Source organism: Streptomyces sp. BI87, assembly GCF_025957665.1.
Taxonomy (GTDB): Bacteria; Actinomycetota; Actinomycetes; order Streptomycetales; family Streptomycetaceae; genus Streptomyces; species Streptomyces albidoflavus.
In genome coordinates, this window is the sequence record NZ_CP110079.1 from 33,335 (window position 1) to 58,506 (window position 25,172).

Below are 25,172 nucleotides of genomic sequence, written 5' to 3' on the forward strand. Positions count from 1 at the left end.
CTCCCACCTCGGCCGACGCGCGCCACAGCGGCTCTTGACCCCACCCGGGACGCGAACTATGTTGCACCCAGGTTGCGGACACCGCACAGAAGTGTGCGCCAGGCGCACACACGGTCGGAGCGACGACGACACCTCCGGGACGAAACCGCCGGGCGCGTCTCCCGGACCGCGAAGCCCGCGCAGACCGTCCGGCGCGGGCCGCGCCTTCCCCGCGGCCGACTCCCGCCCCGGCGCGACAACGTCCGGCTCCGGGTACCGACCGCCGAGGGCGAACCGCCGACAGGAGAGGGACAGGCATGCCGTACTACCGCGTGGCGGGGAACATCCCGCCCAAGCGCCACACCCAGCACCGGGCACCCGACGGGTCGCTGTACTTCGAGGAGCTGATGGGCGAGGAGGGCTTCTCCTCCGACTCCTCGCTGCTCTACCACGTGAACATCCCGTCCTCGATCGCGGCGTACCGGGTCTGGGAGCTGCCGGACCAGTCGCTCGTCCCCAATCACCCCCTGACGCCGCGCCACCTCCGTGCGCACGACCTCTTCGGCGAGGGCACCTCGGGGACCGACGCGGTGACCGGCCGGAGGCTGCTGCTCGGCAACGCCGACGTCCGGCTCTCCTACGTCGTCGCCGACACCACCAGCCCGTACTACCGCAACGCGATCGGTGACGAGTGCCTCTACGTGGAGGCCGGCGCGGCCCGGGTCGAGACGGTCTTCGGGGATCTGCCGGTGGGCGAGGGCGACTACGTCGTCATCCCCCGCGCGACGACCTACCGGATCGTCCCGGACGGGCCGGTACGGGTGTACGCCGTCGAGGCCAACTCCCACATCACCCCCGCCAAGCGCTACCTCTCCCGTTTCGGGCAGCTCCTGGAGCACGCCCCGTTCTGCGAGCGGGACCTCCGCGGCCCCGAGGACCTCAGGGTCGTGGACGAGCGGGACGTCGAGGTGTACATCAAGCACCGGGGCAACGGTCCCGGGGGCATCGCGGGCACGGTGCACACGCTCCCGCACCACCCCTTCGACGTGGTCGGCTGGGACGGCTGCCTCTACCCGTACGTCTTCAGCATCCACGACTTCGAGCCGCTGACCGGCCGGGTCCACCAGCCGCCGCCGGCCCACCAGGTGTTCGAGGGGCACAACTTCGTCATCTGCAACTTCGTGCCGCGCAAGGTCGACTACCACCCCCTCGCCATTCCGGTGCCGTACTACCACTCGAACGTGGACTCGGACGAGGTGATGTTCTACTGCGGCGGGGACTACGAGGCCCGCAAGGGCTCCGGGATCGGGCAGGGCTCGATCAGCCTGCACCCCGGCGGCCACCCGCACGGACCCCAGCCCGGCGCTTACGAGCGGTCCGTCGGAGCGGAGTTCTTCGACGAGCTGGCCGTCATGGTCGACACCTTCCGGCCGCTGGAACTCGGTGAGGCGGCCCGCGCGTGCGACGACGGCGTCTACGCCTACTCCTGGGCCAAGGGCGGCAAGGAGGCCGGGAAGTGACGGCCTCCGTACCGCCCGGCGCCGGACCGGTCCCGGCGGAGCTGTTCGCCGCGTTCTGCGACGACGCCGCGGTGTTTCCGCCCGGCGAGCTGCCGCTGGCCCAGGCCGTCCCCGCCCACCTCCGGCACGTCACCGCCGCCCACGCGCCGCTCGTCGGACCCCTCGTGGTGCCGCAGGCCCGGCTGCCCGAACTGGCCGAGCTGACGGCGGGCCACGAGAGGCAGTCCCTGGACCTCGCGGTCACGGTCCCCTCCCCCGAGGCGGCCGGTCAGGCGCTGGCGTCGGTCGCCGCGCTGCCGACGGCCCGGCTGCGTGTCCTGGAGGTCGCCGTTCCCGAGGGCGTGCCCACCGCGGAGATCGTGCCCCGGCTGACCACCGCCCTGAGGAACGCGGACGACCGCACCGGGGTGACCGTGTACGTGGAGGTGCCGCGCGACGAACGCCGGCCCGGCTTGATCGCCTCGCTGGCGGACTCCCCCTTCCTGGCGAAGTTCCGCACCGGCGGGGTGCGGGCCGGGCTGTACCCCGACGAGCGGGAACTGGCACGCGCCGTGCTCCTCGCGGTACGGGCCCAGGTCCCGTTCAAGGCCACGGCGGGGCTGCATCACGCGGTGCGCAACACCGACCCGCGCACCGGTTTCGAGCAGCACGGACACCTCAACCTGCTGGCGGCCACCGGCGCCGCGCTCGGCGGCGCCGGTGAAGAGGAGGTCGTCGCGGTCCTCGCCGAACGCGACGCGACCACGGTCGCCGGGCTCGTCGGCGCCCTCTCCCCGGAAGTCCGGCCGGCCTTCCGCTCTTTCGGCACCTGTTCCCTCGCGGAGCCGGTCGGTGAGCTCGCGGCTCTCGGCCTGCTCGACCCGGACCTGACCAAGGACCTCCTGTGACCACATCCCCCACCGTCCGCCTCGACGTGCCCCAGGACGACCTGTTCGGCATCCACAACCTGCCGTACGGGGTCTACTCACCGCCCGGCCGCGCCCCCCGCGTCGGGACCCGCTACGGCGAGCACGTCGTTGACCTCGCGACACTCCTCGGCGACGAGGTGTTCGCGGGTCCCTCGCTCAACCCCTTCATGGCCCAGGGCCACGACCGCTGGGTCGAGGTGCGCTCCGCGATCGCCGGCGCGCTGCGCGGGGAGATCCCCCGCGAGGCGGTGCACCCCGCCGCCGAGGTGGCCCTCCACCTGCCGTTCGATGTCGCCGACTACGTCGACTTCTACGCGTCGGAACACCACGCCGCCAACCTCGGCCGGCTGTTCCGCCCGGACAACCCCGAGCCCCTCATGCCGAACTGGAAGCACCTCCCGGTCGGCTACCACGGCCGGGCCGCCTCCGTCGTGGTCTCCGGGACCGACATCGTCCGCCCCGCCGGACAGCGCAAGGGCCCCAGCGACCCGGCACCGGTCTTCGGACCCTCGGTACGCCTCGACATCGAGGCCGAACTGGGCTTCGTGGTGGGCACCGGCAACGCGCTCGGTGAGCCCGTCGCGGCCGGGCGGGCGGAGCGGCACCTCTTCGGCGTCGTCCTCTTCAACGACTGGTCCGCCCGCGACATCCAGGCGTGGGAGTACGTGCCACTCGGGCCCAACCTGGGCAAGTCGTTCGCCTCGACCGTCTCCCCCTGGGTCGTGCCCCTGCTGGCTCTGACGGAGGCCAGGGTGCGCACCCCCGTCCAGGAACCGGAGGTCCTCCCCTACCTCGCGCTCGACGTGCCCTGGGGCCTGGACATCGACCTGGAGGTCGAGTGGAACGGCGAGGTGGTCTCCCGGCCGCCGTACTCCGCGATGTACTGGTCGCCCGCGCAGATGCTGGCCCATCTCACGGTCAACGGCGCACCCACCCGCACCGGTGACCTGTTCGCCTCGGGCACCGTCTCGGGGCCGGCCAAGGAACAGCGCGGTGCCTTCATCGAGCTGACCTGGGGCGGGGCGGAGCCGGTGACGGTCGCCGGGGAGCAGCGGACGTTCCTGGAGGACGGGGACGAGGTGGTGCTGCGCGCCACCGCCCCCGGGCCGGGCGGTACCCGTATCGGTTTCGGTGAGGCGCGCGGACGCGTCGTCCCCGCGCGACAGGGCCGGGAGGTCTGATGGACAAGGTGGTCACCTCCGCCGACGCGGCGGTCGGGGACATCGGCTCGGGAGCGACGCTGGCGGTGGGCGGCTTCGGCCTGTGCGGCATACCCGCCGTGCTGATCGACGCCGTTCTCCGGTCGGGCGCCGACCGGCTCCAGGTCGTCTCCAACAACGCCGGTGTCGACGACTGGGGACTGGGTCTGCTGCTGAACGCGGGCCGCGTCCGCCGCATCGTCGCCTCCTACGTCGGCGAGAACAAGGAGTTCGCCCGGCAGTATCTCGCCGGTGAGCTGGAGGTCGAGCTGACGCCCCAGGGCACGCTGGCCGAGCGGCTGCGGGCCGGCGGCTCGGGCATTCCCGCGTTCTTCACCGCCACCGGCGTCGGCACCCAGGTGGCCGAGGGCGGCCTGCCCTGGAAGTACGACGGCGCGGGCGGCGTCGAGATCGCCTCCCCTCCCAAGCAGACCCAGGAGTTCGACGGCCGCGCCTACGTGCTGGAGCGCGCCGTCGTGGCGGACTTCGCCCTGGTACGGGCGGCCCGTGGCGACCGGCACGGCAACCTCGTCTTCGACAAGGCCGCCCGGAACTTCAACCCCCTGGCCGCCATGGCGGGCCGGATCTGCGTCGCGGAGGTCGAGGAACTGGTCGAGCCCGGCGCGCTCGATCCCGACCAGGTGCACCTGCCCGGCGTCTACGTGCACCGCGTCGTCGCCCTCTCGCCCGAACAGGCCGCCGACAAGCGGATCGAGAAGAGGATGGTGCGATGAGCTGGAGCCGCGAGCAGATGGCGGCCCGCGCGGCGGCGGAGCTGTCCGACGGGGACTACGTCAACCTCGGCATCGGTCTGCCGACGCTGGTGCCCAACCACATCCCGGCCGGCGTGGAACTGGTGCTCCAGTCCGAGAACGGCATCCTCGGCACCGGCCCCTACCCGGCCGACGGCCAGGTCGATCCCGACCTGATCAACGCGGGCAAGGAGACCGTCACCGTACGCCCGGGCGCCTCGTTCTTCGACTCCGCGACCAGCTTCGGCATGATCCGGGGCGGCAAGATCGACGCCGCGATACTGGGCGCCATGCAGGTGTCGGCGCGGGGCGACATCGCGAACTGGATGATCCCCGGGAAGATGGTCAAGGGGATGGGCGGCGCGATGGACCTGGTGCACGGCGCCAGGAGGGTGGTCGTCCTGATGGAGCATGTGGCCAGGGACGGCAGCTTCAAGATCGTCGAGGAGTGTTCCCTGCCCCTCACCGGCAAGGGCGTCGTCGAGCGGGTCATCACCGACCTGTGCGTCCTGGACGTCACCACCGAGGGCCTGCGCCTGGCCGAACTCGCACCGGACGTCTCCGTCGAGGACGTCCGGGCCCGGACGCAGGCGGAGGTCCACTGCGGGTAGCAGACTCTCCGACCGGCAGATCCACCACGGGCGTTGCCACGCCCACCTGCCTGCCGACATCAAGAGGTGCGGCCCCGTCAGGTGCTGACGGGGCCGCACCCGTTGCCGTTCGGCGGCACGGCTCAGGCGCCGGCGGGCGTCTCCCAGGCACGGCGTAGCGCCGGCCCCACGTCCTGCCCGCCGAGGAAGTGGGTGTCCGTGCCGGGCAGCGTGGGGAGTTCCGCCCAGTGCGTCACGCTGTCGTCGCTGTCCCGGTCGTAGGGGAAGCGGACGACCTCGTCGGAGTCGACGAAGCAGTGGTGGTGGGTGACGCCGTCCGGCGTCTCGTACCGGTCGGTGTAGTACATCGGTCTCACCAGCCAGAACTCCTCACCCGACGCCCTGTCACCGTCGTCGCCCTCCGCCGGGTACCGCCCGGTGATCGCCGCCGCGACCGGCATCCCGATCTCCGGGAACCTCTCCCGTACGTCGACCCAGGTCACCGAGGCTTGCAGAGCCACCAACTCGTCTTCATCCCCTCTCGTCCCGAACGTCACCCGGGAAGACCCGCTGCCACCCACAAAGGTTGACGACGCCGGGGACGCCTCCTTCCCCGGCATCGTCCTTCGGCCACAACGGCCGGAAAAGAAGTCTTGCGCGATCCCTTGACCGGTGCCGAACACGGGTTCACAGTACTCGCTAATGCGCATTACTTATACGCATTAGCGATCCGGAGGAACACCGTGGAAGAAGCCAGGAAGCGGGCTCGGCGGGGGCGGACGCCCACCCCCGCCGGTCGCACGTCACGGCCGCGCCAGGCCGAGGTGGCCCGGCTGGCCGGGGTCTCGCAGGCGACCGTCTCGCTGGTGCTGGGGGCCCGCAAGCAGGGCGTGGCGATCTCCGAGGAGACGCGGCAGAAGGTGCTCGACGCGGTACGGGCCCTGGGCTACGTCCCGGACCCGGCGGCCAGCCGGCTGGCCGCCGCGCGGAACAACCTGCTCGGGGTCTTCAGCTTCACCTCGACGTTCCCGACCGACGTGCAGCACTCGTACTACCCGTTCCTGGTCGGCGTCGAGCGGGAGGCGGCGGCCCGCGGCTTCGACCTGGTGCTCTTCACCGGCTCCAGCACGGGCGGCGCCGGTGCGGCCGGGCCCCACGCCCTCAACCGGGTACGGCTGGCCGACGGTTGCCTCTTCCTGGGACGCCACGCTCCCGCCGACGAGCTGCTGAGGCTGGTCGCCGACGGCTTCCCCGTCGTCCACCTCGGGCGGCGCGACGAGCTGGAGGGCCTGGCCTGGGTCGGCGCGGACTACATCAGCGCCAGCCGGACGGTCGTCGCACGGCTCGCCGCGCTCGGGCACCGGAAGATCGTGCTCGTACGCGAGGACGACGACGCCCCGGCCTCCACCGACCGCGAGCACGGCTTCCTCAAGGGGCTGGAGGAGGCGGGGCTGCCCGGTGGTCCCGCTGCCGTCTTCCGTTCCGCCGATCCCCGGCGCGAGCTGACCGCCGAGCGGCTGCGGGACTGGCTCGACGAGGGCGTGACCGCCTTCGTCGCGGAGGAGACCGACACCGGCGACGCCTGGCGCGCCCTGGGCGACGCCGCGCGCGACGCGGGCGTCGACTGCCCCCGCGACGCCTCGCTCGCCCTCCTCGGCAGCCCGCCGCCGGACCTGGCGGGCGATCCGGTCCCCACCGGCTTCGACGTGCCCCGGCCCCAGCTCGGCGCGGCCGCCGTCCGGCTGCTCGCCGCACTGGTGGCCGGGGAGGAGGCCACCGAACCCCTGGTGGCCTGCGCCTTCCGTCCCGGCGCGACGGCGGGCCCGGCCCCCGGGCAGCCCTGACCGGCCACTCCGCCCGGTGAGGAGCGGGCGGCGCACCGAAGCGACACCTACGCACAGCACTTCAAGGAGAACCGTGACATCCCAACCCGAGATCCTCGTCGTGGGAGCCGGACTCGGCGGCGTGGCCGCCGCCCTCGCCGCCTGCCGGGCGGGACGCACCGTCGTCCTCACCGAGGAGACGGACTGGATAGGCGGCCAGCTCACCTCGCAGGCGGTCCCGCCCGACGAGCACCCGTGGGTCGAGGAGTTCGGCACCACCGCCTCGTACCGCAGGATGCGGGAGGCCGTCCGGGACTACTACCGGCAGTGGTACCCGCTGCGCTCCGAGGCCCTGGCCCTGCGCAACCTCAACCCGGGAGCGGGCCGGGTCAGCAAGCTCTGCCACGAGCCGCGGGTGGCGCTCGCGGTCCTGGAGGCCATGATCGCGCCGTACCGTTCCGCCGGTCTGCTGACGCTGCTGACCGAGCACCGGCCGGTCGCCGCCGAGGCGGGCGACGACGACACCGTGCGGTCGGTGACGGTGGCGGACCTCCGCTCCGGCGACCGGCGCGCCTTCCGGCCGCGGTACGTCGTCGACGCCACCGAGACCGGCGAACTGCTGGAACTGGCCGGGGTGGAGCACGTGACCGGCGCCGAGGCGCGGAGCGAGTTCGGCGAACCGCACGCGCCCGAGGAGGCCCAGCCCCTCAACCAGCAGGGCATCACGGTGTGTTTCGCGCTCTCGCACCACGAGGGCGAGGACCACACCATCGAGCGCCCGGCCGACTACGACTTCTGGCGCTCCTACCGGCCGGACTTCTGGCCCGGGCCGCTGCTCGGCTTCCTCGCCCCCGACCCGCGCAGCCTCCAGGCGGTGCCGCGCACCTTCGTCCCCAACCCGGAGCTGGACCCGCTGGACGTCGACGCCGACCAGTCCGCGGACGCCGGCGACAAGGAGCTGTTCGGGTTCCGCCGCATCCTCGCCCGCAAGCTGCACCGGCCCGGCGCCTTCGACTCCGACATCACGCTGGTCAACTGGCCGCTGAACGACTACTGGCTGAAGCCGCTGATCGGCGGCGGTGAACAGACCTCGGCCGAGGCGCTGGCGGAGGCACGCCAGCTCTCCCTGTCGGTCCTGTACTGGCTCCAGACCGAGGCGCCCCGCGCCGACGGCGGCCGGGGCTTCCCGGGGCTGAGGCTGCGCCCGGACGTCACCGGCACCCGGGACGGCCTGGCCAAGGCGCCGTACGTGCGCGAGTCGCGCCGGATCAAGGCGGTCACCACCGTCACCGAGCACGACGTCTCGATCGACCTCGTCGGACCGTACGGCGGCACCCGGTACCGGGACTCCGTGGGCGTCGGCAACTACCGCATCGACCTGCACCCCTCGACCGGCGGTGACAACTACGTCGACATCGGCTCGGTGCCCTTCGAGATCCCGCTCGGCGCGCTCGTCCCGCGCCGCGTCCGCAACCTGCTGCCGGCCGGGAAGAACATCGGGACGACCCACATCACCAACGGCTGCTACCGGCTCCACCCGGTGGAATGGAACATCGGCGAGGTCGCCGGCGCCCTGGCCGCCCACTGCGTCGCCGAGGACGTGGAACCGCGTCAGGTCCAGGCCGAGGACAAGCGGTTCGAGGTCTTCGCCGCCCTGCTGGACCGCGACGGCGTGCAGCGCCACTGGCCGGACGTACGCGGTTACTGACCCGCCGCACCGCGACAACACCCCGCTTCACCGCACGGCCCCCCGGGGCGCGAGCGGAGCGCCGGGCGGGCACAGCTCCACCTGTACCCGCCCGGCCCGGGGCCGGCTCTCTCGCGAGACCCGTACCCGCCGCCCTCGCCCTGCCATCCGCACAAGGAGGTGCCCAGCCATGAACACCCACCGCATCCGCGTCGGCATAGACGTGGGCGGAACCTTCACCGACGCCGTGGCCGTAGACGCCACCAGCCTCGACCTGCTGGGGCAGGTGAAAGTACCGACCAGCCACCACCACGAGGACGGTGTCGCACACGGCATCGTCGAGGCTCTCGGCCGTCTGCTGGAACAGACCGGCCACACACCCGAGGACGTGACCTTCCTCGCCCACGGCACGACACAGGCTACCAACGCCCTGCTGGAGGGCGATGTGGCCACCGTCGGGCTGGTCGGCGTCGGCACCGGCCCCGGCGGGGCGCTGACCCGCAGGCTGGCGGCCTTCCGCAAGCTGGAACTGACGCCCGGTAAGCGGCTGCCGCTCGCCTACGCCCACGTGGACGACCCGGACGACGCGACCGCCGTGGCGGCGGCGCTCGACGCGGTCACCCGGGAGGGGGCGCGGGTCGTCGTCGCCAGCCAGCCGTTCAGCGTGGACCGGCCGGAGGGGGAGGACGCGGTCGCGGCCGCCGCCCGGGCGCGCGGCCTGCCGACGACGGCGGCGCACGAGATCACCTCTCTCTACGGGCTCCACAAGCGCACCCGGACCGCCGTGGTGAACGCGGCGATCCTGCCGCGCATGCTCGCCACCGCCGACCTGGTCGACGCCTCCATCACCAAGGCGGGCGTGAGCGCCCCGCTGATGGTGATGCGCTGCGACGGCGGTGTCATGTCGCTGGACGAGATGCGCCGCAGACCCCTGCTGACCGTGCTTTCGGGCCCGGCCGCGGGCGTCGCCGGAGCGCTGATGCAGGAACGCGTCAGCGAGGGACTCTTCCTGGAGACCGGCGGCACCTCCACCGACATCAGCGTGGTCCGGCGCGGCAAGGTCGCCGTCCGGCACGCGACGATGCTGGGCCGCCCGTCGTACCTCTCGGCGCTGGACGTGCGGACCGTCGGCGTCGGCGGTGGTTCGATGGTCCGTGTCGACGGCCGGAAGGTCGTCGGCGTGGGACCGCGCAGCGCGCACATCGCGGGGCTCCCCTACGCCTGCTTCGCCGACCCGCAGGAGCTGCGCGACGCCCGGCTGACCCTGGTCCGGCCGATGGCGGACGACCCGGCCGACTACGCGGTGCTCGACGCCGCCGGGGGCCGCTACGCGATCACCATGACCTGCGCGGCGAACGCGCTGGGCCGGGTACCCGAGGGCGACTTCGCCCGCTGCGACCCGGCAGCGGCCGAGGCGGCGCTCGCCCCGCTCGCCGCTGTCCTCGGCACCGACGTCGCCACGGCGGCGACGAAGCTGCTGGACGCGGGGGCGGACCAGGTGCGCTCGGTGGCCGAGGAGATGATGCGCGACTACCGCCTCGACAAGGACACCGCGCTCCTCGTCGGCGGGGGCGGCGGCGCGGCCACGGTGACCCCGCACCTGGCGGCCGTCACCGGCCTGCCGGGCAGGATCGCCCGCCACAACGAGGTGATCAGCCCCATCGGCGTCGCCCTGGCCCTCGTCCGGGAACAGGTCGAGCGCATCGTCCCCGGCGCCGGCCAGGAGCAGATCCTCGCCGTACGGGCGGAGGCGGAGGCCGCCGTCATCGCGCAGGGGGCCGCCGCCGAGGGGGTGGAGGTGGAGGTCACGGTCGACCCGCAGACCCACACCGTCCGGGCGGTGGCGACCGGCGCCACCGAACTGCGCACCCAGGACCGCGCCCACCGGGCCGGTGAGGCGGACCGGCTGCGGGCCGCCGCCGAGAGCCTGCACACCGATCCCGCCGCGGTGCGCGTGCTCGCGGGGACGCCCGCGCACACGGTGTACGGCACCGAGGTGCACCGCCGTTTCCGCGCGGACCGGCACCCGGTGCGGGTGGTGGACGCCGACGGCGTGGTCCGGCTGCACGCGCCGGACGCCCGGGTCGCGGAGACCACCGTCGGCCAGGCCCCGGAGACGCTGGCGCGGCTGGTGAAGGAGGCCACGTCGTACGGGGACGGCGGGGTCCGCGCCCCCGCGCTGCGGCTGCTGCTCGGCTCGCGCATCGCCGACCTGTCCGGTGTGCTCGACCCGGACCCGCTGCTGGCGCTCGCCCGTAGCGAGTTGCGGGCGCGTGCCGCGGACGAGCCGGTCGTCGCCGTGGTGGAGGTGCGCGCATGAGCGCCGTCCTGTTGGACCGGGCGGGCCTGGCGGCCGCCGCGGAGCTGGCCGGGCTGGACGACGTCGAGTTCGGCGCCCGGCTGCTCGCGAACACGCCGACGCACGCGGGACGTGACGCGGAGCTGCTGCGTCGCTGGGCCCGTACGGCCGACGCGTTCGGCGCGGACCTGCCGCCGGTCAAGGCGTCGGCCCGGGTCGTGGAGAGCGAGGACGGGCTGGCCCGGGGGCTGCTGGCCCGTTACTCCTCGCGGCCGGTGCCCACGGTGGAGCTGTTCACCGACACGCTGGCCCTCGCCGAGGAGCTGGTCGACCGGCTCGGGTGGCGGCACTGGTACCCGGCCGGGTCGGTGCGGGCGGCGGCCCTCGCGCACGAGGCGGTGCACGCACAGCTGCACCACGGCCCGGCGAGGAAGTCGCTCAAGCAGGCCCTGGGCCACGTGGTGCTGCGCGCCGGGCGCCACACGGTCCACGGCCACGTCGCGGGGGCCGACGAGATCGCCGCCCACGGCCACGCCCGCGCCGTCTGCGGGCTGGGCCGCAGTCCCCTGCTGCTGACGGCGGCCCTGGCCCTCGCCGTCGAACCGCTCCCCGGCCGCCCGCAGGGTTCCCCGCACGGAAGAAAGAAGTAACGCCATGGGCGTCGTCATCCTTCTCGTCATGGCGGCCGGTGTCGCCGCGATGCTCACCCGTAAACTGCCCACCGCCTTCGCGCTCGTCGTCCTCGGCGTCGTCATCGCCTTCGTCGCCGGCGCACCGCTGACCGGTGAGAACAGTGTCCTGGACACGGTCCTCCAGGAGGGCGCGCCGGCCCTCGCGGCCACGATGATCGCGATCCTGCTCGGCTCCTGGCTGGGGCGGCTCCTGGACGAGACCGGCATCGCGGGGACGCTGGTGCGCAAGATCGTGGAGTTCGGCGGTGACCGCCCGGTCGTGGTCGCCCTCGGCGTCCTCGCGGTCTCCACCCTCGTCGGTACGGTCACCGGGTCCGCGCCCGCCGCGATGCTCGCCGGCATCATCGGCATCCCCGCCATGATCGCCGTCGGCATCCCCAAGGTGACCGCCGCCGGGACGATCCTCATGGGCATCGCCGCCGGCATGCCGTTCGAACTGCCCATCTGGCAGTTCTTCTCCACCGCGCTCGAACTGCCCGTGCCGACGGTGCGCGGGTTCATGCTGAAGCTCTTCCCGTTCGCGCTGGCCGCCGCCGTCCTCTTCGTGCTCGTGGAGACCCGCAGGCGGGGCGTGGAACACGCCTGGTCCCTCACGTCGGCCTCCGCGAAGCCCGCCTCGCGCCGTCAGCAGCTCGGCGACGCGCCCTGGTACGCGCTCCTCACCCCGGTCGTCCCGCTGGTCCTCGCTCTCGGCCTGGAGGTGGCGATCCTCCCCTCGATGCTGGCGGGCGTGCTGTTCGCCCTGGTCACGACGACCCGGCCGCGCGACATGAACAAGCGGCTGCTGCGCACGCTGTACGGCTCCTTCGAGGTCGCGGCCGCTCCGATCGTCCTGTTCGTCGCCATCGGCATCCTGCTCGCCGCGGTGAAGCTGCCCGGCGCGGTCGAGTCGCTGGAGCCGCTGGTCAAGGCCGTCAGCCCGCAGAACCCGGTGCTGTTCGTGCTGGTCTTCACCCTGCTCGTACCGCTCTGCCTCTACCGGGGGCCGCTGAACGTCTACGGCCTCGGCGCGGGCATCGCCGGAGTCCTCATCGCCGCCGGCATCTACCCGGCCGTCGCGGTGCTCGGCCTCGCCACCTCCTACAACCAGGTGTTCGGCGTCGCCGACCCCACCAGCACCCAGACCGTGTGGAGCGCGCAGTACGCCGGGACCACCCCGCAGCAGGTGATGTTGCGGACCCTGCCCTACGTGTGGGCTGTGGCTCTCGGCGGTCTCTGCGTCACCGCCGCCACCTACCTGTGAACGTCGACCTCTTCGGGACGGAGAAGGACATGACACAGCACCAGGACACCGGGGACGGCCCGGCCGGGCCCGGCCGCCGCGTCTTCCTGCGCGGCGCGCTGGCCGGGACGGCGGCCGCCGCCGGGCTCGGCATGAGCGGCGCGTGGGCGGGCAGCGCCGCCGCGGCCCCCGGCGGCTTCCCGGACTACCGCCACCTCAAGCCCCTCCTCACGCCCTCACAGCTGACGTACAACCCCACCGGCGAGATCATCTTCCCGTGCATCCGGGGCGTCTACGACCGGCTCTCCTCGCCGCTGGGGCGCTACTACCTCTACTACGCGCCGCACGACGCGCCCGGCGGCATCTGCCTGGCCTACGGCGACTCGCTGGAGGGGCCGTTCACCGAGTACCACGCCAACCCGCTGGTCACGAACGACTGGCAGCCCCACTACAAGGTCAGCCACGTCTCCTCGCCGCACGTCCTGTGGCACGAGGACGCGCGCGAGCTGTGGCTGTACTTCCACGGCGAGAACCACACGACCCGCCTCGCCCGCTCCAAGGACGGCATCACCTTCACCTACGACCGCACCGTCCTCACCAAGGACATGCTCCCCGCGGGCACCAACGAGACCTCCTACGCCCGCGTCTTCCGCCACGACCTGCCCGCGCGCGGCGCCCGGTACGTGATGCTGTTCATGGTCAACAACCAGTCGAACCACCGTGACATCGGCTGGGGCTGGTCCGACGACGGCCGCGCCTGGACCTTCGCCCAGCAGCCGCTGATCCGTCACTCGGACGTCGGCGTGAACAACCTCAGCGGCCCCCACCTGCTGACCCGGGGAGGCAGCGCCTACGTCGTCTACCACACCGGTAAGGAGAACGGCGGGAACATGCTGATCAGCGAGGTCGGCAACGACTTCTCCCGCCGCGACCACCTCGGCGTCTTCTACGACTCCGGCAGCGCCGCCCCGGAGAACGGCCGCGCCGCCTCCCCCAGCTTCGGCACCGACCGGGGCGTGCCGTACATGGTCTACGAGGCGGGGGAACGGCTCGCCGGCTCCCTCGCGGTCGCCCGAGGCTGACGGCACCGGCCGGGGCACTCCGGTCCTCCACCGGCGTGCCCCGGCCCGCCGCTCCGTGCGAGAAAGGCCATGCCCATGCCCCTGGACCCCCGGCTCGACCCGGAGACCGCGGCGGCGCTCGCCGCCGGCCCGAGGCCGGCGCCCCGGTGCCCGCGCCGTGCCTGGTCTGGTTCCACGGCGGGGGCATGGTGCTCGGAACACCGGAGACGGACGACGCCCGGGTCTCCGCCTACGCGCGGGACGTGGGGTGCGTGGTGGTGTCCGCGGAGTACCGGCCGGCACCCGAGCACCCCCACCCCGTGCCCGTCGAGGACTGCTACCGCGCGCTGGGGTGGACGGCCGGGCAGGCCAAGGCGCTCGGCGTCGACCCGCACCGCCTCGCGGTGGGCGGGATCAGCGCGGGCGGCGGCCTCGCCGCCGCCACCGCCCCGCTCGCCCGGGATCGCGGCGGGCCCGCCCTCGCCTTCCAGCTCCTCCTCTGCCCGATGCTGGACGACCGGAACACCACGCCCTCCAGCAGGGAGTTCAGCCGGGCGGTCGCCTGGCCGCGCGCCGACAACCTCTTCGGCTGGTCCGCGCTGCTCGGCCCGCTCGCCGGTGCCGGGAGGGTCCCGCCGTACGCGGCGCCGGCCCGCGCGGCCGACCTGTCCGGGCTCCCCGCCGCGTCTGTGGACGTCGGGGAGCTGGAGGTCTTCCGCGACGAGTGCGCGCGGTACGCGCTGCGGCTGGCCGAGGCGGGCGTACCGGCCGAGTTGCGCCTGTCGCCCGGCGCCTTCCACGGCTTCGACGGGGTCCTCCCCCAGGTCACGCTCTCCCGCCGGGCGGCGGCCGAGCAGGTGGCGGCGTTGCGGCGGGCGCTGGGCGGCTGCTGAGAGCGGCCGCCGCGACCCGTTCACCGCGCGTGCTCGCCGGGCCCGAGGGCCGGGCGAGCACGGGGAGTTCACCCGGGAGTGTGGGTGCCGGGCAGGAGCGCCACCACGTCGATCTCCACGAGGATGTCCATCAGGTCGGAGCCGACGGTGGTGCGCACGGGGCAGGGCTCTTCGAAGAACTCCTGGTAGGCGGCGTCGTAGGCGGCGAAGTCCCGCTTGAGGTGCTGTAGGTGCGCCGTGACCTTGACGGCGTCCCGGAGGGAGAGCCCGTGTGCGGCGAGGACCGCGCCGACGTTGCGCAGCACCTGTCTGGTCTGGTCCGCGACGCCTTCCGGAATCTCGCCGGTGTCGGGGTCCTGCGGCCCGAAGCCCGCGGTGAACAGGAAGCCGCCCGCCACCACTCCCTGGGAGTAGGCGCCCGCCGGGCGGGGTGCCCCGCTGGTGCGGACGGCCTGGTTGCCGTGGTGCTCGCTCATCCGGTCAGGTCCCCCTCGCGCTCGTTGACTGTGGCGTAGTGGCGGAGCTTGTCCTCGTCGACGCGCACGCCGAGGCCGGGTCCCGAGGGCACACGCAGCCGGCCGTTCTCCAGGTGCAGGGGCTCGATGATGTCGTCCGCGTGCAGGTAGTACATGCTGTCGATGGCCCGGGAGAGGACCGGGGTGCTGGCCACCACGGCCAGGTGGGCGGCCGTGGCGATGCCGAGTTCGCCTCCGCTGTGCAGGTTCATGCCGAGGCCGAAGGTCTCGCAGTGCGCGGCGAGCGCCTTGGTCGCGGCTATGCCGCCCCACTTGTAGACGTCACCGTGGATCACGTCCACCGCGTTCAGCCGCACCGCCGGGGCGAACTCCTCGAAGCGGACGACGCACATGTTGGTGCAGAGCGGAATGCGGACCTTCGCCTTCACCTGGCTCATGCCCTCGATGCCGGTGCACGGGTCCTCCAGGTACTCGAGGTCCAGTTCCTCCAGGGCGATGCCGGCGCGGACGGAGTCGGGGACGGACCAGGCGGCGTTCGGGTCGACGCGCAGATTCACCTCGGGCAGGGCTTCGCGGAGGGCGCGCAGGATGGCGACGTCGCCCTCCCAGTCGCGGGTGCCCTTGAGCTTGACGGCGGTGAATCCGCCCTCGGTGACGACGCGTACCGCGTGCTCGGCCATGGCGGCGGGCAGGTCGGCGGAGCTCGCGCCGGGGGCGTCGGCGCGGGTGATCAGTGCGGTGAGGGGGACCTCGTCCCGTACGGCGCCGCCGAGCAGGTCGGTGACGGACTGGCCGGTGGCCTTGCCCATCGCGTCCCAGCAGGCGACGTCGACGGCGGCTGTCGCCGCGTAGCCCAGGTAGCCGTAGAAGAAGGGCACCATGTGCTGCTTGCGGAAGAAGCTCTCCCGGGCGAAGGGGCTGGTCCCGATCAGGTCCGGGATCATCTGCCGGACGATCGCGGCGACCGGGGCGCCCCACATCGTCTCGCCCCAGCCCTCCGTGCCCTCGTCGGTGCGGATGCGCACGACGGTGCGGGTCTCGCCGGTCTTGGTCTCGAAGGAACTGGTGAAGGGGTTGACGAGGGGCAGGTTGACGACCCACACGTCGACGTCGGTGATCTTCATTTCTTCTCCTCGGTTCGTGGGGACGACCTGGTGGCCCGGTCGAAGGCGTGCATCGCGCGGGCCAGCCCCCGGGCCCGGCCGTCCAGGAGCCGGCCGCCCCGGTCGGGGTCGGCGCCGGAGGCGTCGTCGGTGGAGCCGTCGACCCGCTCCCACTCGCCGTGGCGCTCCACGGTCAGGCCGGGGTGCGGCGGGTGGTCGAAGAGGGGCGGTGGCTCCACGGGGGTGCGGGCGGGCACGGGCGTGCGCACCAGGCCGGGGTGGGCGGCCAGCATGAGGGAGGTCTCGAACCAGCCGGCGTGGCCGGGGGCGACCTCCGCCTCCGGTCCGGTTTCGTGGTCGCCGTCGCTGAGGGTCCAGTACGAGCAGGCGGCGGCGGTCACCTCGGCGCGCAGCGCCAGGCGCTTCACCGCGAGCCGCATGATCTCGTCGTTGCCGCCGTGGCCGTTGACCACCATGATCCGGCGGAATCCGCTGGTCACGAGGGAGTCCAGGACGTCGTCCAGCACCGCGCCGAGGGTCTGCGCGGACAGCGAGACGGCGGCGGCGAACAGGTGGTGCGGGCTGTGCCCGAAGGGCAGCGCGGGCAGCCGCACCACCTCGGGTGCCGGGGTTTCGCGGTCGAGGAGGGCCAGGGCCCGGTCCACGACCGCCTCGACCAGCAGGGTGTCGGTCCCCATCGGCAGGTGCGCGGCGTGCTGCTCCTGCGAACCGATGGGCAGCAGGGCGATGCCGTCCTCCCCGGCGCGGCGTACCTCGCGCCAGGTGAGTTCGGTCAGTCTCGATTGGCTCACGGTGCTACCTCTCCGAAACAGGGCCGTGGCAGAGTCGGCTCATGGTCCACAAAAGTTCTCTGTTGCGACTGGTCCCCGAGGCCGCGCCGCAACCCTCCACTCCCCCGGCGCCGCGGCGGCTGGGCGCCGTCGAGCTGGTTCCCGGGCAGGTCAGGGCGGCCGTGGTGTCCATGGCGGGGCGGGTGCTGGACCGCACCGAGGTGTCGTACGACGCGGCCGGGGCGACCGGCGAGGACCTCGACCAGGCGCTGGCCGAGGTGGCCGAGCTCCTCGCCGCCCACGACCTCCTGGGCGTGGGGGTGGCCGCCGCGGGGCTCGTGGACCCCCTGGCCGGGCTGATCCTGGAGGTCAACGACGTGCCGGCGCTGCGCGGCTATCCGGTCGCGGAGCGGCTCGGCGCGCTCACCGGGGCCGTGGTGCGGGTGGAGCAGCGGGCGAGGTTGCAGGTGCTCGGCGACCGCTGGTTCGGCGCGGGCCGGGGACGGCGTACCTTCGCCTCGGTCTCGACCGGCGAGGTGCTGGGCGTGGGCGTTCTCTACGACGGTGAGGTGATGGCGCCGCCCGGCGGGCGCAGCGGCGCGCACATGACCGTGTCGGCCAGCGGTGAGCGCTGTACGTGCGGGAGCCGGGGCTGCTGGAAGACCCTGGCCACGACCGGCTGGCTGCGGTCGCGGGCCCGTGCCGCGGGGCTCGCGCAGGCCTCTCTGGACGAGTTGGTGCGGAGCGAGGACGCGCCGGCCGGGCAGGTGGTGGAGGAGTACGCGCACAATCTCGCGCTGGGGCTGGTGAACGTGCAGCAGCTCTTCGCGCCGGGGCTGTTCATCCTGCACGGTGAGGCGCGGGAGGGCGGTGAGCGGTTCCGCACCCTGGTGGAGGAGCGGCTGCGCGAGGCGGTCGCCTTCGCCGGTGCCGAGCAGCCGCGGGTCCTGGTCGGTACGGCCGCCGTCGACGATGTGGCGCTGCTCGGCGGGGCGGGGCTCGTGCTGTCCCGCCTGTAGGGGGCGGCGGGTCATCGGCCGGCCTCGCCCGTCGGGGCGGCGGCGCGCCGTGCGGCCCGGCGGCCCTTGCGGGGGTCGAGTACCGGTACGGCGTCCAGCAGCCGGCGCGTGTAGGGATGCTGCGGAGTGCGCAGCACGGTTGCCGCCTCCCCCACCTCGACCAGGCTTCCCCGGCTCATGACCGCGACCCGGTCCGCGACCTGCGCCACCACGGCGAGGTTGTGCGAGACGAACACGTAGGTCAGGCCGAGCTGTCGCTGGAGGTCGGCCAGCAGGTCGAGGACGGTCGCCTGGACGGAGACGTCGAGGGCGCTGGTGGGTTCGTCGAGCACGAGCAGACGGGGGCGGAGGGCGAGGGCGCGGGCGATGGAGACGCGCTGGCGCTGGCCGCCCGAGAACTCGTGCGGGTAGCGGTCCTGGATGGCGGCGTCCAGGCCGACGGCTTCGAGGAGTTCGCCCACTCGTTCCCGGTTGCGGGCGCGGGCGCGCCGCCCGCGGGCCTCGGGTTCGTGGGTGACGAGCGGCTCGGCGACGATGTCGGTGATGCGCATGCGGGGGTTCATGCTGGAGTAGGGGTCCTGGAGGACGACCTGCATCTGGCGGCGTACGGCGCGCAGTTGGGGCGCGGTGAGGGTGGCGAGGTCCCGTCCGTCGAAGCGGACGCTGCCGGCGGTGGGGTCGAGGAGTCCGAGCAGCAGGCGGGTGAGGGTGGTCTTGCCGCAGCCCGACTCTCCGACCAGCGCCAGGGTTTCGCCCTCCTGGACCTGGAGCGAGACTCCGGCGACGGCGACGTTGGTGTGCCGGGTACCGAACTCCTTGCGTAGCCCGTCCAGTTCGAGAAGGGGCTGCCCGGTCGTCGCGGGTGCGGTTGTCGCGGTGGTCATGCCGCCTCCAGTCGCGGGGTGGCTGCCAGCAGCCTGCGGGTGTAGGCGTCGGCGGGCCGGTCGAAGACGTCGAGGACCTCGCCGGTCTCGACGACCCGGCCCTTGTTCATGACCGCGACCCGGTCGGCGGTCTCGGCGACCACGGCGAGGTCGTGGGTGATCAGGACGACGGCCATGTCGTGCTTGTCCTGGAGGCTGACGAGGAGGTCCAGGATCTGGCGCTGCACGGTGACGTCGAGGGCGGTGGTCGGTTCGTCGGCGATCACCACGCGGGGGCGGGTCACCAGGGCGGTCGCGATCATGACGCGCTGGCGCAGGCCGCCGGAGAGTTCGTGCGGGTACTGCCGGTAGCGCACCTCCGGGTCGGGGATGCCAACCTCGTCCAGCGCGGCCAGGGCGGCCTTCCTGGCCTCGGCGCGGGAGATGCCGGTGTGGAGGCGGAGGACCTCGGCCACCTGGGCGCCGACGCGTTGCAGCGGGTCCAGGCAGGTCATCGGGTCCTGGAAGACCATGGCGATGTCCCGGCCGCGTACCCGGCCCAGCTCCTTCTCGGAGAGTGTCAGCAGGTCGCGGCCGTCGAAGCGGATCTCGCCGCCGGTGTAGACGCATGGCGGGCTCGGGTTGAGGCGCAGCACGGAAAGGGCGGTGGCGCTCTTGCCGCTGCCGGACTCCCCCACGACGGCGAGGGTCTCCCCGGCGTGCACGTGCAGGGAGACGTCCTGGACGGCGTGGACGACGGAGCTCTCCAGGCGGAAGTCGACGCTGAGGTGGTCGATCTCCAGCAGTGGCCGCTTGTCGGCCGGGTGCGGGTCGGTGGTCGCTCGTTCACTGGTCATCGGCGGTAGGCCTTCGGGTCCGCGACGTCCCGCAGGGCGTCGCCGGTGATGTTGACGGCGAGGGAGGTGAGCATCAGCGCGATGCCGGGGAAGACGGCGACCCACCAGGAGGTGCCCAGGTAGAGCTGGCCGTCGGCGAGCATGGCGCCCCAGGTGACCGTCTCCTTGGGGACGCCCAGGCCGAGGTAGCTGAGGGAGGCCTCGGCGACGATGGCGGCGGCGACGTGCAGGGTGCCGATGGTGGCCAGCGGCGCCATGACGTTGGGCAGCAGGTGGCGGCGCATGATGGTGGTGTCGGTGACGCCGATCGCGCGGGCCTCGGTGATGAAGTCCCGGGTGCGCAGCGACATCACCTCGGAGCGCACGACCCGGGCGTAGGAGACCCAGCCGGTGAAGCCGAGCACCAGGACCACCAGCCACAGGCCGGAGCCGAGGAAGCCCACGACGGCCAGGGCCAGCAGCAGCGAGGGGAAGGCGAGCTGGACATCCGCCAGGCGCATGAGGGTGCGGTCGGCCCAGCCGCCGAAGTAGCCGGCGGCCAGGCCCACGGCGGTGCCGATCACGCCGGCCAGCAGCGCGGCTCCGGCGCCGACGAGCAGGGAGACGCGGGCGCCGTGGATGACGCGCGAGAGCATGTCGCGGCCGAGCTGGTCGGTGCCGAGCAGGTGGGCGCCGGTGCCGCCGTCCTGCCAGGCGGGGGGCCGCAGCCGGATCAGGAGGTCCTGCGTGTTGGGGTCGTAGGGGGCGATCAGCGGGGCGAACAGGGCGGCGACGAGCAGGAGTGCGAGGACGGCGAGGGCCAGTACGGCGAGCCTGTTGCGGAGCAGGGCGCGCAGGACGACGGAGCGCGGGCCGCCAAGTTTCTTCGCCGGGGCGCGGTCGGTCGCGGCGGGGGGTACGACGGTCATCGTGACGTCCTCACCCTCGGGTCGAGGAAGCTGTAGGAGAGGTCGACGAGCAGGTTCACCACGACGAAGGTGGCGGCGAAGAAGAGGACGGTGGCCTGGACGAGGGGGAAGTCGCGGTTGGAGATCGCCTCGATGGTGAGCTGGCCGACGCCGGGCCAGGAGAAGACGCGTTCGGTGAGGATGGCGCCGCCGAGCAGGTTGCCCACTTCGAGGCCGATGACGGTCACCACCGGCAGGGAGGCGTTGCGCACTCCGTGGCGGAGCACCAGCTGGAGCGGCCCGAAGCCCTTGGCGCGGGCGCTGCGGATGTGGTCGGAGGAGAGGACGTCGATCAGCGAGGAGCGCAGCAGGCGGGCGACGACGGCGACGGAGTACACGGCGAGGGTGACGGCGGGCAGGATCAGGTTGGCGAGGGTGCCGTACCCGGAGGCGGGCAGGACCCGGAGCCAGACGGCGAAGACCAGGATGAGCAGGATGCCGACCCAGAAGGGCGGTGCGGACTGGCCGAGCAGGACGCCGGTCATCACGGTGTGGTCGGCACCCCGCCCCCGGCGCATGGCGGCGAGGATGCCGGCCGGGATCGCCACCACGAGGGTGACGGCGAGGGCGGCGGCGGCCAGTTCGACGGTGGCCGGGAGCCGGTCGGCGAGGATCTCGCTGACCGGCTGTCCGTAGACGAGGGAGTCTCCGAAGTCCAGGCGGACCAGTCCGCGGAGGTAGTCGAGGTACTGGGAGAAGAGGGGCTGGTCCAGGCCGAGCGAGTGGCGCAGCACCTGCTCCTGTTCGGCCGTGGCGTCCGGCGGCAGCAGGATCTTCACGGGGTCGCCGGAGAGGCGGACGAGGAAGAAGGCGACGGTCGCCGTGCAGAGGAGGACGAACAGGGCGGTGGCCAGGCGCCTGGCGACTCCGCGCAGGGCTCCCGCCCGGTCCGGGCGGCGCGCTGGTGCATCCGTCGGGGTGGGTGGCGTGTCGAGGGTGGTGGCGCTCATCGGGACACCTCCGCGCTCTCCATGGCGAGGACGCCCGCCGGTCCGGGGGTCCAGCGGGGCCGCTCGTTGCGGGCGAAGATGTTGTCGATCTGGTAGAGGAAGACGAACGGGGCCTCCTCGCGCATGAGGCGCTGGAGGTCCGAGAAGGCCCGCTCCCGCTCGGCCGGGTCCTCGGACAGTTCCTCGATGTCGACGAGCCGGTCGGCCTCTTTCGAGTGCCAGCGGCTCTGGCGGCGGTCGCTGCGCACGTTGGACTGGACGATGCTGGCTCCATCCATCGTCCAGACGGTGCTGGCGGCGAGGTAGACGGGGCCGAGGGCGCCCCGGTTGTCGGAGGTGAGCCGGGCGGAGTAGGTGCCGGGGTCGAGCAGGTTGACGCGGGCGTCCACGCCTGCCCTGGCGAGCAGTCCCGACAGGGCCTCCGCGACGTTGGCGTCGACGTTGGAGGCGGTGAGTGTGGTCGAGAAGCCGCGGGGGAAGCCGGCTTCGGCGAGCAGCTCGCGTGCGGTGGTGACCGAGCGGGTGAAGGGCTTGACGGTGGGGTCGAAGCCGAAGGCGCCGCGCGGGACGAGGGCGGGGGTCTCGGTGGCCTTGCCGCCGAGGACCGCCTTGATCAGCAGGGGGACGTCGACCGCGTGGTTGAGCGCCCGGCGTACCCGGCTGTCCTGGAGCGGGCCGCGTTCCAGGGTGTTCAGGGAGAGGTAGGCGGTGCGGATGCCGGTGTGGCCGTCGAGTGAGACGCCGCCGTAGCCGTCGAGTTGCTGGGCGGCGTCCGGCGTGAGTCCGGCGACGAGGTCGACGCCTCCGCTCTGGAGCGCGGCCAGGGAGGACGAGGGGTTGGGCGCGGGGCTGAAGACCACCCCGTCGACGGCCGGGCGTCCGTTCCAGTGGTCGTCGTAGGCGCGCAGGCGCAGTTCGTGGTCGCGCTGCCAGCCGGCGAAGGTGAAGGGGCCGGTGCCCACCGGGTCCGTGGCGAACTGGGCGTCGCCCACCTCGGCGAGGTGGCGGGGTGGCACCACCACGCCGCCGAAGAGGGAGAGTTTGGCGGGCAGGATCGGGTCGTGGACGGTGGTGTGCAGGTCCACGGTGAGCCGGTCGACGACGGTGACGCCCTCGACGAAGCGCAGTTCGACGATGGGGGACTTGGTCGCCGGGTCGAGCAGGCGCTCGATGCTGAAGGCGACGGCCCGCGCGTCACACGCCTCACCGTTGTGGAAGGTCACCCCCGGGCGGAGCGTGAACCGCCACGTCCGCGCGTCGGTCGCCTTCCAGGAGAGGGCGAGCCTCGGGTGCAGCGTGTTGTCCCGGCCGCGGGTGGTGAGGGTGTCGAACATGTTGATCAGGACGTTCATCGACACCATGTCGCCCTGCTTCTGCGGGTCCAGCGTCTTGGGGTCGCCCGGCTGGGAGACCCGCAGGACGTTGCCGGCCCGGTCCGCGCCGCCGGTCGTGCCGCACGCGCCGAGGAGCGCCGGAGCGCTGAGCGCCCCCAGCAGCAGGCCCCCGGTCCGCAGGACGTGGCGACGGCTGGGACCGCTGTGGCTGGTGGGGCTCTCGCGCAGAGTTCGTTCCATGAAAAAACACCTCCGTTCCGTCAGATGGAATGCGGTTGGGTTAAGCTAAGCGACATGGTGAAAGCGGTCAACACCCGGTCGGCGGACCAGGGACTCGTGAAAGGCCCTGTCGACAAGGCGATGGAGGTGCTCGAAGCGCTCGTCCTTCCCGGCGGCCCTCACCGGCTGGGGGAGATCGCGCGTCGTACCGGGCTGACCAAGCCCACCGTCCACCGGCACCTCAGGACGATGACCGAGTACGGCTTCGCGGAAGCCGCCGAGGGCGGCCGCTACCGCGCCGGCCCCCGCCTGCTGGGCCTGGCCGCGGCAGCCTTGAACGACAGCCGCGCCATCGAGCTGATCCGGCCCGTCCTCGCCGGCCTCCGCAGCCGCACCGGCCATGTCGCCTTCTACGCCGTGCGGCACGCCGGCGACGCCGTGTACCTGGAGCAGTCGGAACCGGCCCGGGAGTACCGGGTGAGCACCCGGCCCGGCCACAGCACCCCGCTCCACGCCTGCGGCGTGGGACTCGCCATGCTGTCGGCCCTGCCGCCGGAGGAGACCGAAGCCGTCCTCGGCGTACCGGAGCTGGAGGCACGTACCCCGCAGGCGCCCACCGACCCGGCGGCGCTGCGCGCCGTGCTGGCGCGGGCGGCCCTGTGCGGGTACGCCGTGGACGACGAGTACGACGAGCCGGACGTACGGTCGGTCGCGGCCCCCGTCGTGGACGCCCGGGGACAGGTCGTGGGCGCGATCGGCATCTCCGGCCTGACCTTCACCCTGGACCCCGAGAGCACGCAGGTGTACGGACCGATGGTGCGGGCCGCCGCGCGTACCGTCTCCACCGAACTCGGCGCCCGCACGCCCGCGCTCGGCGCGGTGCGGACCGAGGGGCGGGGGCAGCGGTCATGAGCGCGCCGGCCGAACTCCTCGCCGGGGCACGGGCGCGGCGGGTCTTCTCGGGCGCCGCCTGGTCCGTCGGGGACGCCCGGGGTCCGCTGGACCGAGGCTGGACCGGAACCCGCAGCTGGGAGGGGCCGCCGCTGGACGGCACGGACGTGTGGGACCTCGCCTCGGTGACGAAGCCGGTCGCGGGACTCGTGGTCATGGCCCTCGCAGAACGGGGCGCGCTGGGACTCGACTCCACCGTCGGCGCCCACCTCCCGGAGTACCGGGGCGGCGACAAGGCAGAACTGACGGTGGGTCAGCTCCTCGCGCACACCTCGGGGATACCGGGGCAGGTGCCGCTCTACCGCGACCACCCGACCCGGGCCTCCCTGCTGGAGGCCGTGCGCCTGCTGCCGCTGACCGCGAAGCCCGGCACCCGTGTCCAGTACTCCTCGCAGGGGCTCATCATCCTGGGCCTGATCGCCGAGGCGGCGGCCGGACAGCCGCTCGACGCCCTGGTCGCGGAGCTGGTGTGCGCCCCGCTCGGCCTGCGGGACACCGTCTTCCGGCCGGACGCCGGGCGCCGGGCCCGCGCGGTGGCCACCGAGGACTGTCCCTGGCGCGGGCGGCTCGTGGTGGGCGAGGTCCACGACGAGAACGCGGTCGTCCTCGGCGGGGTGGGCGGACACGCGGGGCTGTTCTCCACCCTCGCGGACATGGAACGGCTGGGCACCGCGCTCGCCGCCGGCGGCCGGGGCCTGCTGCGCTCCGACACCTTCGCGCTGATGACGGCCGCCCACACGGACCACCTGAACGAGCGGCGCGCACTGGCCTGGCAGGGCCGCGACCCGGCCGGCTCCCCCGCCGGGGAGAAGTTCGGCCCGAAGTCGTACGGCCACACGGGCTTCACCGGCACCAGCCTCTGGGTCGACCCGGAAGCCGGGCGCTACGCCGTCCTGCTCACCAACCGGGTCCACCCGACGCGGACCGGCGAGTCGATCACCGGAGTGCGCCGGGCGTTCCACGACGCCGCCGCGACGCTCCGGGCCGGCGCCCCGCCTCCGCCGCGCGCCTAGCGTTCGCGGCGTGCCCCCGTACCG

At 73.3% G+C, this 25,172-nt stretch carries 24 protein-coding genes; 15 read left to right on the forward strand and 9 right to left on the reverse strand.

Features of this window, described 5'->3' with window-relative positions:
* Positions 1-296 precede the first annotated feature (296 nt).
* The 5 genes from OIM89_RS00145 to OIM89_RS00165 are packed head-to-tail and all read left to right on the forward strand — an operon-like array spanning position 297 to position 4,969.
* The gene (locus tag OIM89_RS00145; protein ID WP_030697460.1) at positions 297-1,499 is read left to right on the forward strand and encodes a homogentisate 1,2-dioxygenase; all 1,203 of its coding nucleotides are present in this window, start codon (positions 297-299) and stop codon (positions 1,497-1,499) included.
* Entirely contained in the window at positions 1,496-2,386 is an 891-nt protein-coding gene (locus tag OIM89_RS00150) for a hypothetical protein (protein ID WP_030697461.1), read from the forward strand. The genes OIM89_RS00145 and OIM89_RS00150 overlap by 4 nt, the downstream gene beginning before the upstream one ends.
* Entirely contained in the window at positions 2,383-3,588 is a 1,206-nt protein-coding gene (fahA, locus tag OIM89_RS00155; RefSeq protein WP_030697462.1) for a fumarylacetoacetase, read from the forward strand. Before OIM89_RS00150 ends, fahA begins: the two co-directional genes overlap by 4 nt.
* Entirely contained in the window at positions 3,588-4,340 is a 753-nt protein-coding gene (locus tag OIM89_RS00160) for a CoA transferase subunit A (protein WP_030697463.1), read from the forward strand. The genes fahA and OIM89_RS00160 overlap by 1 nt, the downstream gene beginning before the upstream one ends.
* The gene (locus OIM89_RS00165) at positions 4,337-4,969 is read left to right on the forward strand and encodes a CoA transferase subunit B (protein ID WP_030697464.1); all 633 of its coding nucleotides are present in this window, start codon (positions 4,337-4,339) and stop codon (positions 4,967-4,969) included. Before OIM89_RS00160 ends, OIM89_RS00165 begins: the two co-directional genes overlap by 4 nt.
* A 122-nt stretch (positions 4,970-5,091) precedes the next feature.
* On the opposite strand, the gene OIM89_RS00170 is transcribed toward OIM89_RS00165, so the two are convergent.
* Entirely contained in the window at positions 5,092-5,469 is a 378-nt protein-coding gene (locus OIM89_RS00170) for an AQJ64_40280 family protein (RefSeq protein ID WP_308053810.1), read from the reverse strand.
* A 222-nt stretch (positions 5,470-5,691) separates the two neighbouring features.
* Between OIM89_RS00170 and OIM89_RS00175 the strand changes: the two genes are divergently transcribed.
* From OIM89_RS00175 to OIM89_RS00205, 7 genes are all read left to right on the forward strand, one after another.
* Positions 5,692-6,792, forward strand: a complete 1,101-nt coding sequence (locus OIM89_RS00175; protein WP_107049093.1) for a LacI family DNA-binding transcriptional regulator — start codon at positions 5,692-5,694, stop codon at positions 6,790-6,792.
* Between the two features lie 73 nt (positions 6,793-6,865).
* Positions 6,866-8,479, forward strand: a complete 1,614-nt coding sequence (locus tag OIM89_RS00180; RefSeq protein WP_030697467.1) for an FAD-dependent oxidoreductase — start codon at positions 6,866-6,868, stop codon at positions 8,477-8,479.
* Between the two features lie 169 nt (positions 8,480-8,648).
* Entirely contained in the window at positions 8,649-10,778 is a 2,130-nt protein-coding gene (locus OIM89_RS00185) for a hydantoinase/oxoprolinase family protein (RefSeq protein ID WP_030697468.1), read from the forward strand.
* Positions 10,775-11,407 (forward strand): hypothetical protein, encoded by a 633-nt coding sequence (locus OIM89_RS00190; RefSeq protein WP_030697469.1) that lies wholly within the window; start codon positions 10,775-10,777, stop codon positions 11,405-11,407. The genes OIM89_RS00185 and OIM89_RS00190 overlap by 4 nt, the downstream gene beginning before the upstream one ends.
* Positions 11,408-11,411: 4 nt before the next feature.
* Complete coding sequence (locus OIM89_RS00195) at positions 11,412-12,692, forward strand: TRAP transporter large permease subunit (protein WP_030697470.1); 1,281 nt, start codon at positions 11,412-11,414, stop codon at positions 12,690-12,692.
* A gap of 29 nt (positions 12,693-12,721) precedes the next feature.
* Positions 12,722-13,753, forward strand: coding sequence for a hypothetical protein (locus tag OIM89_RS00200; protein ID WP_030697471.1), 1,032 nt, complete (start codon positions 12,722-12,724; stop codon positions 13,751-13,753).
* A gap of 185 nt (positions 13,754-13,938) precedes the next feature.
* Complete coding sequence (locus OIM89_RS00205) at positions 13,939-14,625, forward strand: alpha/beta hydrolase fold domain-containing protein (RefSeq protein WP_413747414.1); 687 nt, start codon at positions 13,939-13,941, stop codon at positions 14,623-14,625.
* Positions 14,626-14,693: 68 nt separating this feature from the next.
* Here the strand turns inward: OIM89_RS00205 and OIM89_RS00210 are convergent, their stop codons facing one another.
* From OIM89_RS00210 to OIM89_RS00220, 3 genes are read right to left on the reverse strand one after another with little or no spacing between them, the layout of a single operon-like run.
* Positions 14,694-15,101, reverse strand: coding sequence for a RidA family protein (locus OIM89_RS00210; RefSeq protein ID WP_030697473.1), 408 nt, complete (start codon positions 15,099-15,101; stop codon positions 14,694-14,696).
* Complete coding sequence (locus OIM89_RS00215; protein ID WP_264490850.1) at positions 15,098-16,225, reverse strand: mandelate racemase/muconate lactonizing enzyme family protein; 1,128 nt, start codon at positions 16,223-16,225, stop codon at positions 15,098-15,100. The genes OIM89_RS00210 and OIM89_RS00215 overlap by 4 nt, the downstream gene beginning before the upstream one ends.
* Entirely contained in the window at positions 16,222-17,016 is a 795-nt protein-coding gene (locus OIM89_RS00220; RefSeq protein ID WP_175456922.1) for a creatininase family protein, read from the reverse strand. Before OIM89_RS00220 ends, OIM89_RS00215 begins: the two co-directional genes overlap by 4 nt.
* A 62-nt stretch (positions 17,017-17,078) precedes the next feature.
* Here OIM89_RS00220 and OIM89_RS00225 point away from each other — a divergent pair, with 62 nt between their 5' ends.
* Entirely contained in the window at positions 17,079-18,014 is a 936-nt protein-coding gene (locus OIM89_RS00225) for an ROK family protein (RefSeq protein WP_195731411.1), read from the forward strand.
* A gap of 11 nt (positions 18,015-18,025) precedes the next feature.
* On the opposite strand, the gene OIM89_RS00230 is transcribed toward OIM89_RS00225, so the two are convergent.
* The 5 genes from OIM89_RS00230 to OIM89_RS00250 are packed head-to-tail and all read right to left on the reverse strand — an operon-like array spanning position 18,026 to position 23,205.
* Complete coding sequence (locus OIM89_RS00230) at positions 18,026-18,898, reverse strand: ATP-binding cassette domain-containing protein (RefSeq protein ID WP_175456923.1); 873 nt, start codon at positions 18,896-18,898, stop codon at positions 18,026-18,028.
* Entirely contained in the window at positions 18,895-19,734 is an 840-nt protein-coding gene (locus OIM89_RS00235) for an ATP-binding cassette domain-containing protein (RefSeq protein ID WP_052231021.1), read from the reverse strand. The genes OIM89_RS00230 and OIM89_RS00235 overlap by 4 nt, the downstream gene beginning before the upstream one ends.
* Complete coding sequence (locus tag OIM89_RS00240; protein WP_030697478.1) at positions 19,731-20,642, reverse strand: ABC transporter permease; 912 nt, start codon at positions 20,640-20,642, stop codon at positions 19,731-19,733. Before OIM89_RS00240 ends, OIM89_RS00235 begins: the two co-directional genes overlap by 4 nt.
* On the reverse strand, positions 20,639-21,631 hold the full coding sequence (locus OIM89_RS00245; RefSeq protein ID WP_030697479.1) for an ABC transporter permease: 993 nt from the start codon (positions 21,629-21,631) through the stop codon (positions 20,639-20,641). Before OIM89_RS00245 ends, OIM89_RS00240 begins: the two co-directional genes overlap by 4 nt.
* Positions 21,628-23,205, reverse strand: a complete 1,578-nt coding sequence (locus OIM89_RS00250) for an ABC transporter substrate-binding protein (protein WP_257381036.1) — start codon at positions 23,203-23,205, stop codon at positions 21,628-21,630. Before OIM89_RS00250 ends, OIM89_RS00245 begins: the two co-directional genes overlap by 4 nt.
* A gap of 54 nt (positions 23,206-23,259) precedes the next feature.
* Here OIM89_RS00250 and OIM89_RS00255 point away from each other — a divergent pair, with 54 nt between their 5' ends.
* Together OIM89_RS00255 and OIM89_RS00260 are read left to right on the forward strand one after the other, a co-directional pair.
* Positions 23,260-24,096 carry an IclR family transcriptional regulator gene (locus tag OIM89_RS00255; RefSeq protein ID WP_264490851.1) on the forward strand — a complete coding sequence of 279 codons (837 nt, stop codon included), beginning with the start codon at positions 23,260-23,262 and terminating at the stop codon, positions 24,094-24,096.
* Positions 24,093-25,148, forward strand: coding sequence for a serine hydrolase domain-containing protein (locus OIM89_RS00260; protein WP_264490852.1), 1,056 nt, complete (start codon positions 24,093-24,095; stop codon positions 25,146-25,148). The genes OIM89_RS00255 and OIM89_RS00260 overlap by 4 nt, the downstream gene beginning before the upstream one ends.
* Positions 25,149-25,172 lie beyond the last annotated feature (24 nt).

Excerpts from the sequence above, each read along its gene's own strand:
- OIM89_RS00145 (WP_030697460.1), top strand. The coding sequence starts at position 297 with ATGCCGTACTACCGCGTGGCGGGGAACATCCCGCCCAAGCGCCACACC.
- OIM89_RS00160 (WP_030697463.1), top strand. The coding sequence starts at position 3,588 with ATGGACAAGGTGGTCACCTCCGCCGACGCGGCGGTCGGGGACATCGGC.
- OIM89_RS00165 (WP_030697464.1), top strand. The coding sequence starts at position 4,337 with ATGAGCTGGAGCCGCGAGCAGATGGCGGCCCGCGCGGCGGCGGAGCTG.
- OIM89_RS00185 (WP_030697468.1), top strand. The coding sequence starts at position 8,649 with ATGAACACCCACCGCATCCGCGTCGGCATAGACGTGGGCGGAACCTTC.
- OIM89_RS00190 (WP_030697469.1), top strand. The coding sequence starts at position 10,775 with ATGAGCGCCGTCCTGTTGGACCGGGCGGGCCTGGCGGCCGCCGCGGAG.
- OIM89_RS00195 (WP_030697470.1), top strand. The coding sequence starts at position 11,412 with ATGGGCGTCGTCATCCTTCTCGTCATGGCGGCCGGTGTCGCCGCGATG.
- OIM89_RS00200 (WP_030697471.1), top strand. The coding sequence starts at position 12,722 with ATGACACAGCACCAGGACACCGGGGACGGCCCGGCCGGGCCCGGCCGC.
- OIM89_RS00205 (WP_413747414.1), top strand. The coding sequence starts at position 13,939 with ATGGTGCTCGGAACACCGGAGACGGACGACGCCCGGGTCTCCGCCTAC.
- OIM89_RS00210 (WP_030697473.1), bottom strand. The coding sequence starts at position 15,101 with ATGAGCGAGCACCACGGCAACCAGGCCGTCCGCACCAGCGGGGCACCC.
- OIM89_RS00215 (WP_264490850.1), bottom strand. The coding sequence starts at position 16,225 with ATGAAGATCACCGACGTCGACGTGTGGGTCGTCAACCTGCCCCTCGTC.
- OIM89_RS00230 (WP_175456923.1), bottom strand. The coding sequence starts at position 18,898 with ATGACCACCGCGACAACCGCACCCGCGACGACCGGGCAGCCCCTTCTC.
- OIM89_RS00235 (WP_052231021.1), bottom strand. The coding sequence starts at position 19,734 with ATGACCAGTGAACGAGCGACCACCGACCCGCACCCGGCCGACAAGCGG.
- OIM89_RS00240 (WP_030697478.1), bottom strand. The coding sequence starts at position 20,642 with ATGACCGTCGTACCCCCCGCCGCGACCGACCGCGCCCCGGCGAAGAAA.
- OIM89_RS00245 (WP_030697479.1), bottom strand. The coding sequence starts at position 21,631 with ATGAGCGCCACCACCCTCGACACGCCACCCACCCCGACGGATGCACCA.
- OIM89_RS00250 (WP_257381036.1), bottom strand. The coding sequence starts at position 23,205 with ATGGAACGAACTCTGCGCGAGAGCCCCACCAGCCACAGCGGTCCCAGC.
- OIM89_RS00255 (WP_264490851.1), top strand. The coding sequence starts at position 23,260 with ATGGTGAAAGCGGTCAACACCCGGTCGGCGGACCAGGGACTCGTGAAA.
- OIM89_RS00260 (WP_264490852.1), top strand. The coding sequence starts at position 24,093 with ATGAGCGCGCCGGCCGAACTCCTCGCCGGGGCACGGGCGCGGCGGGTC.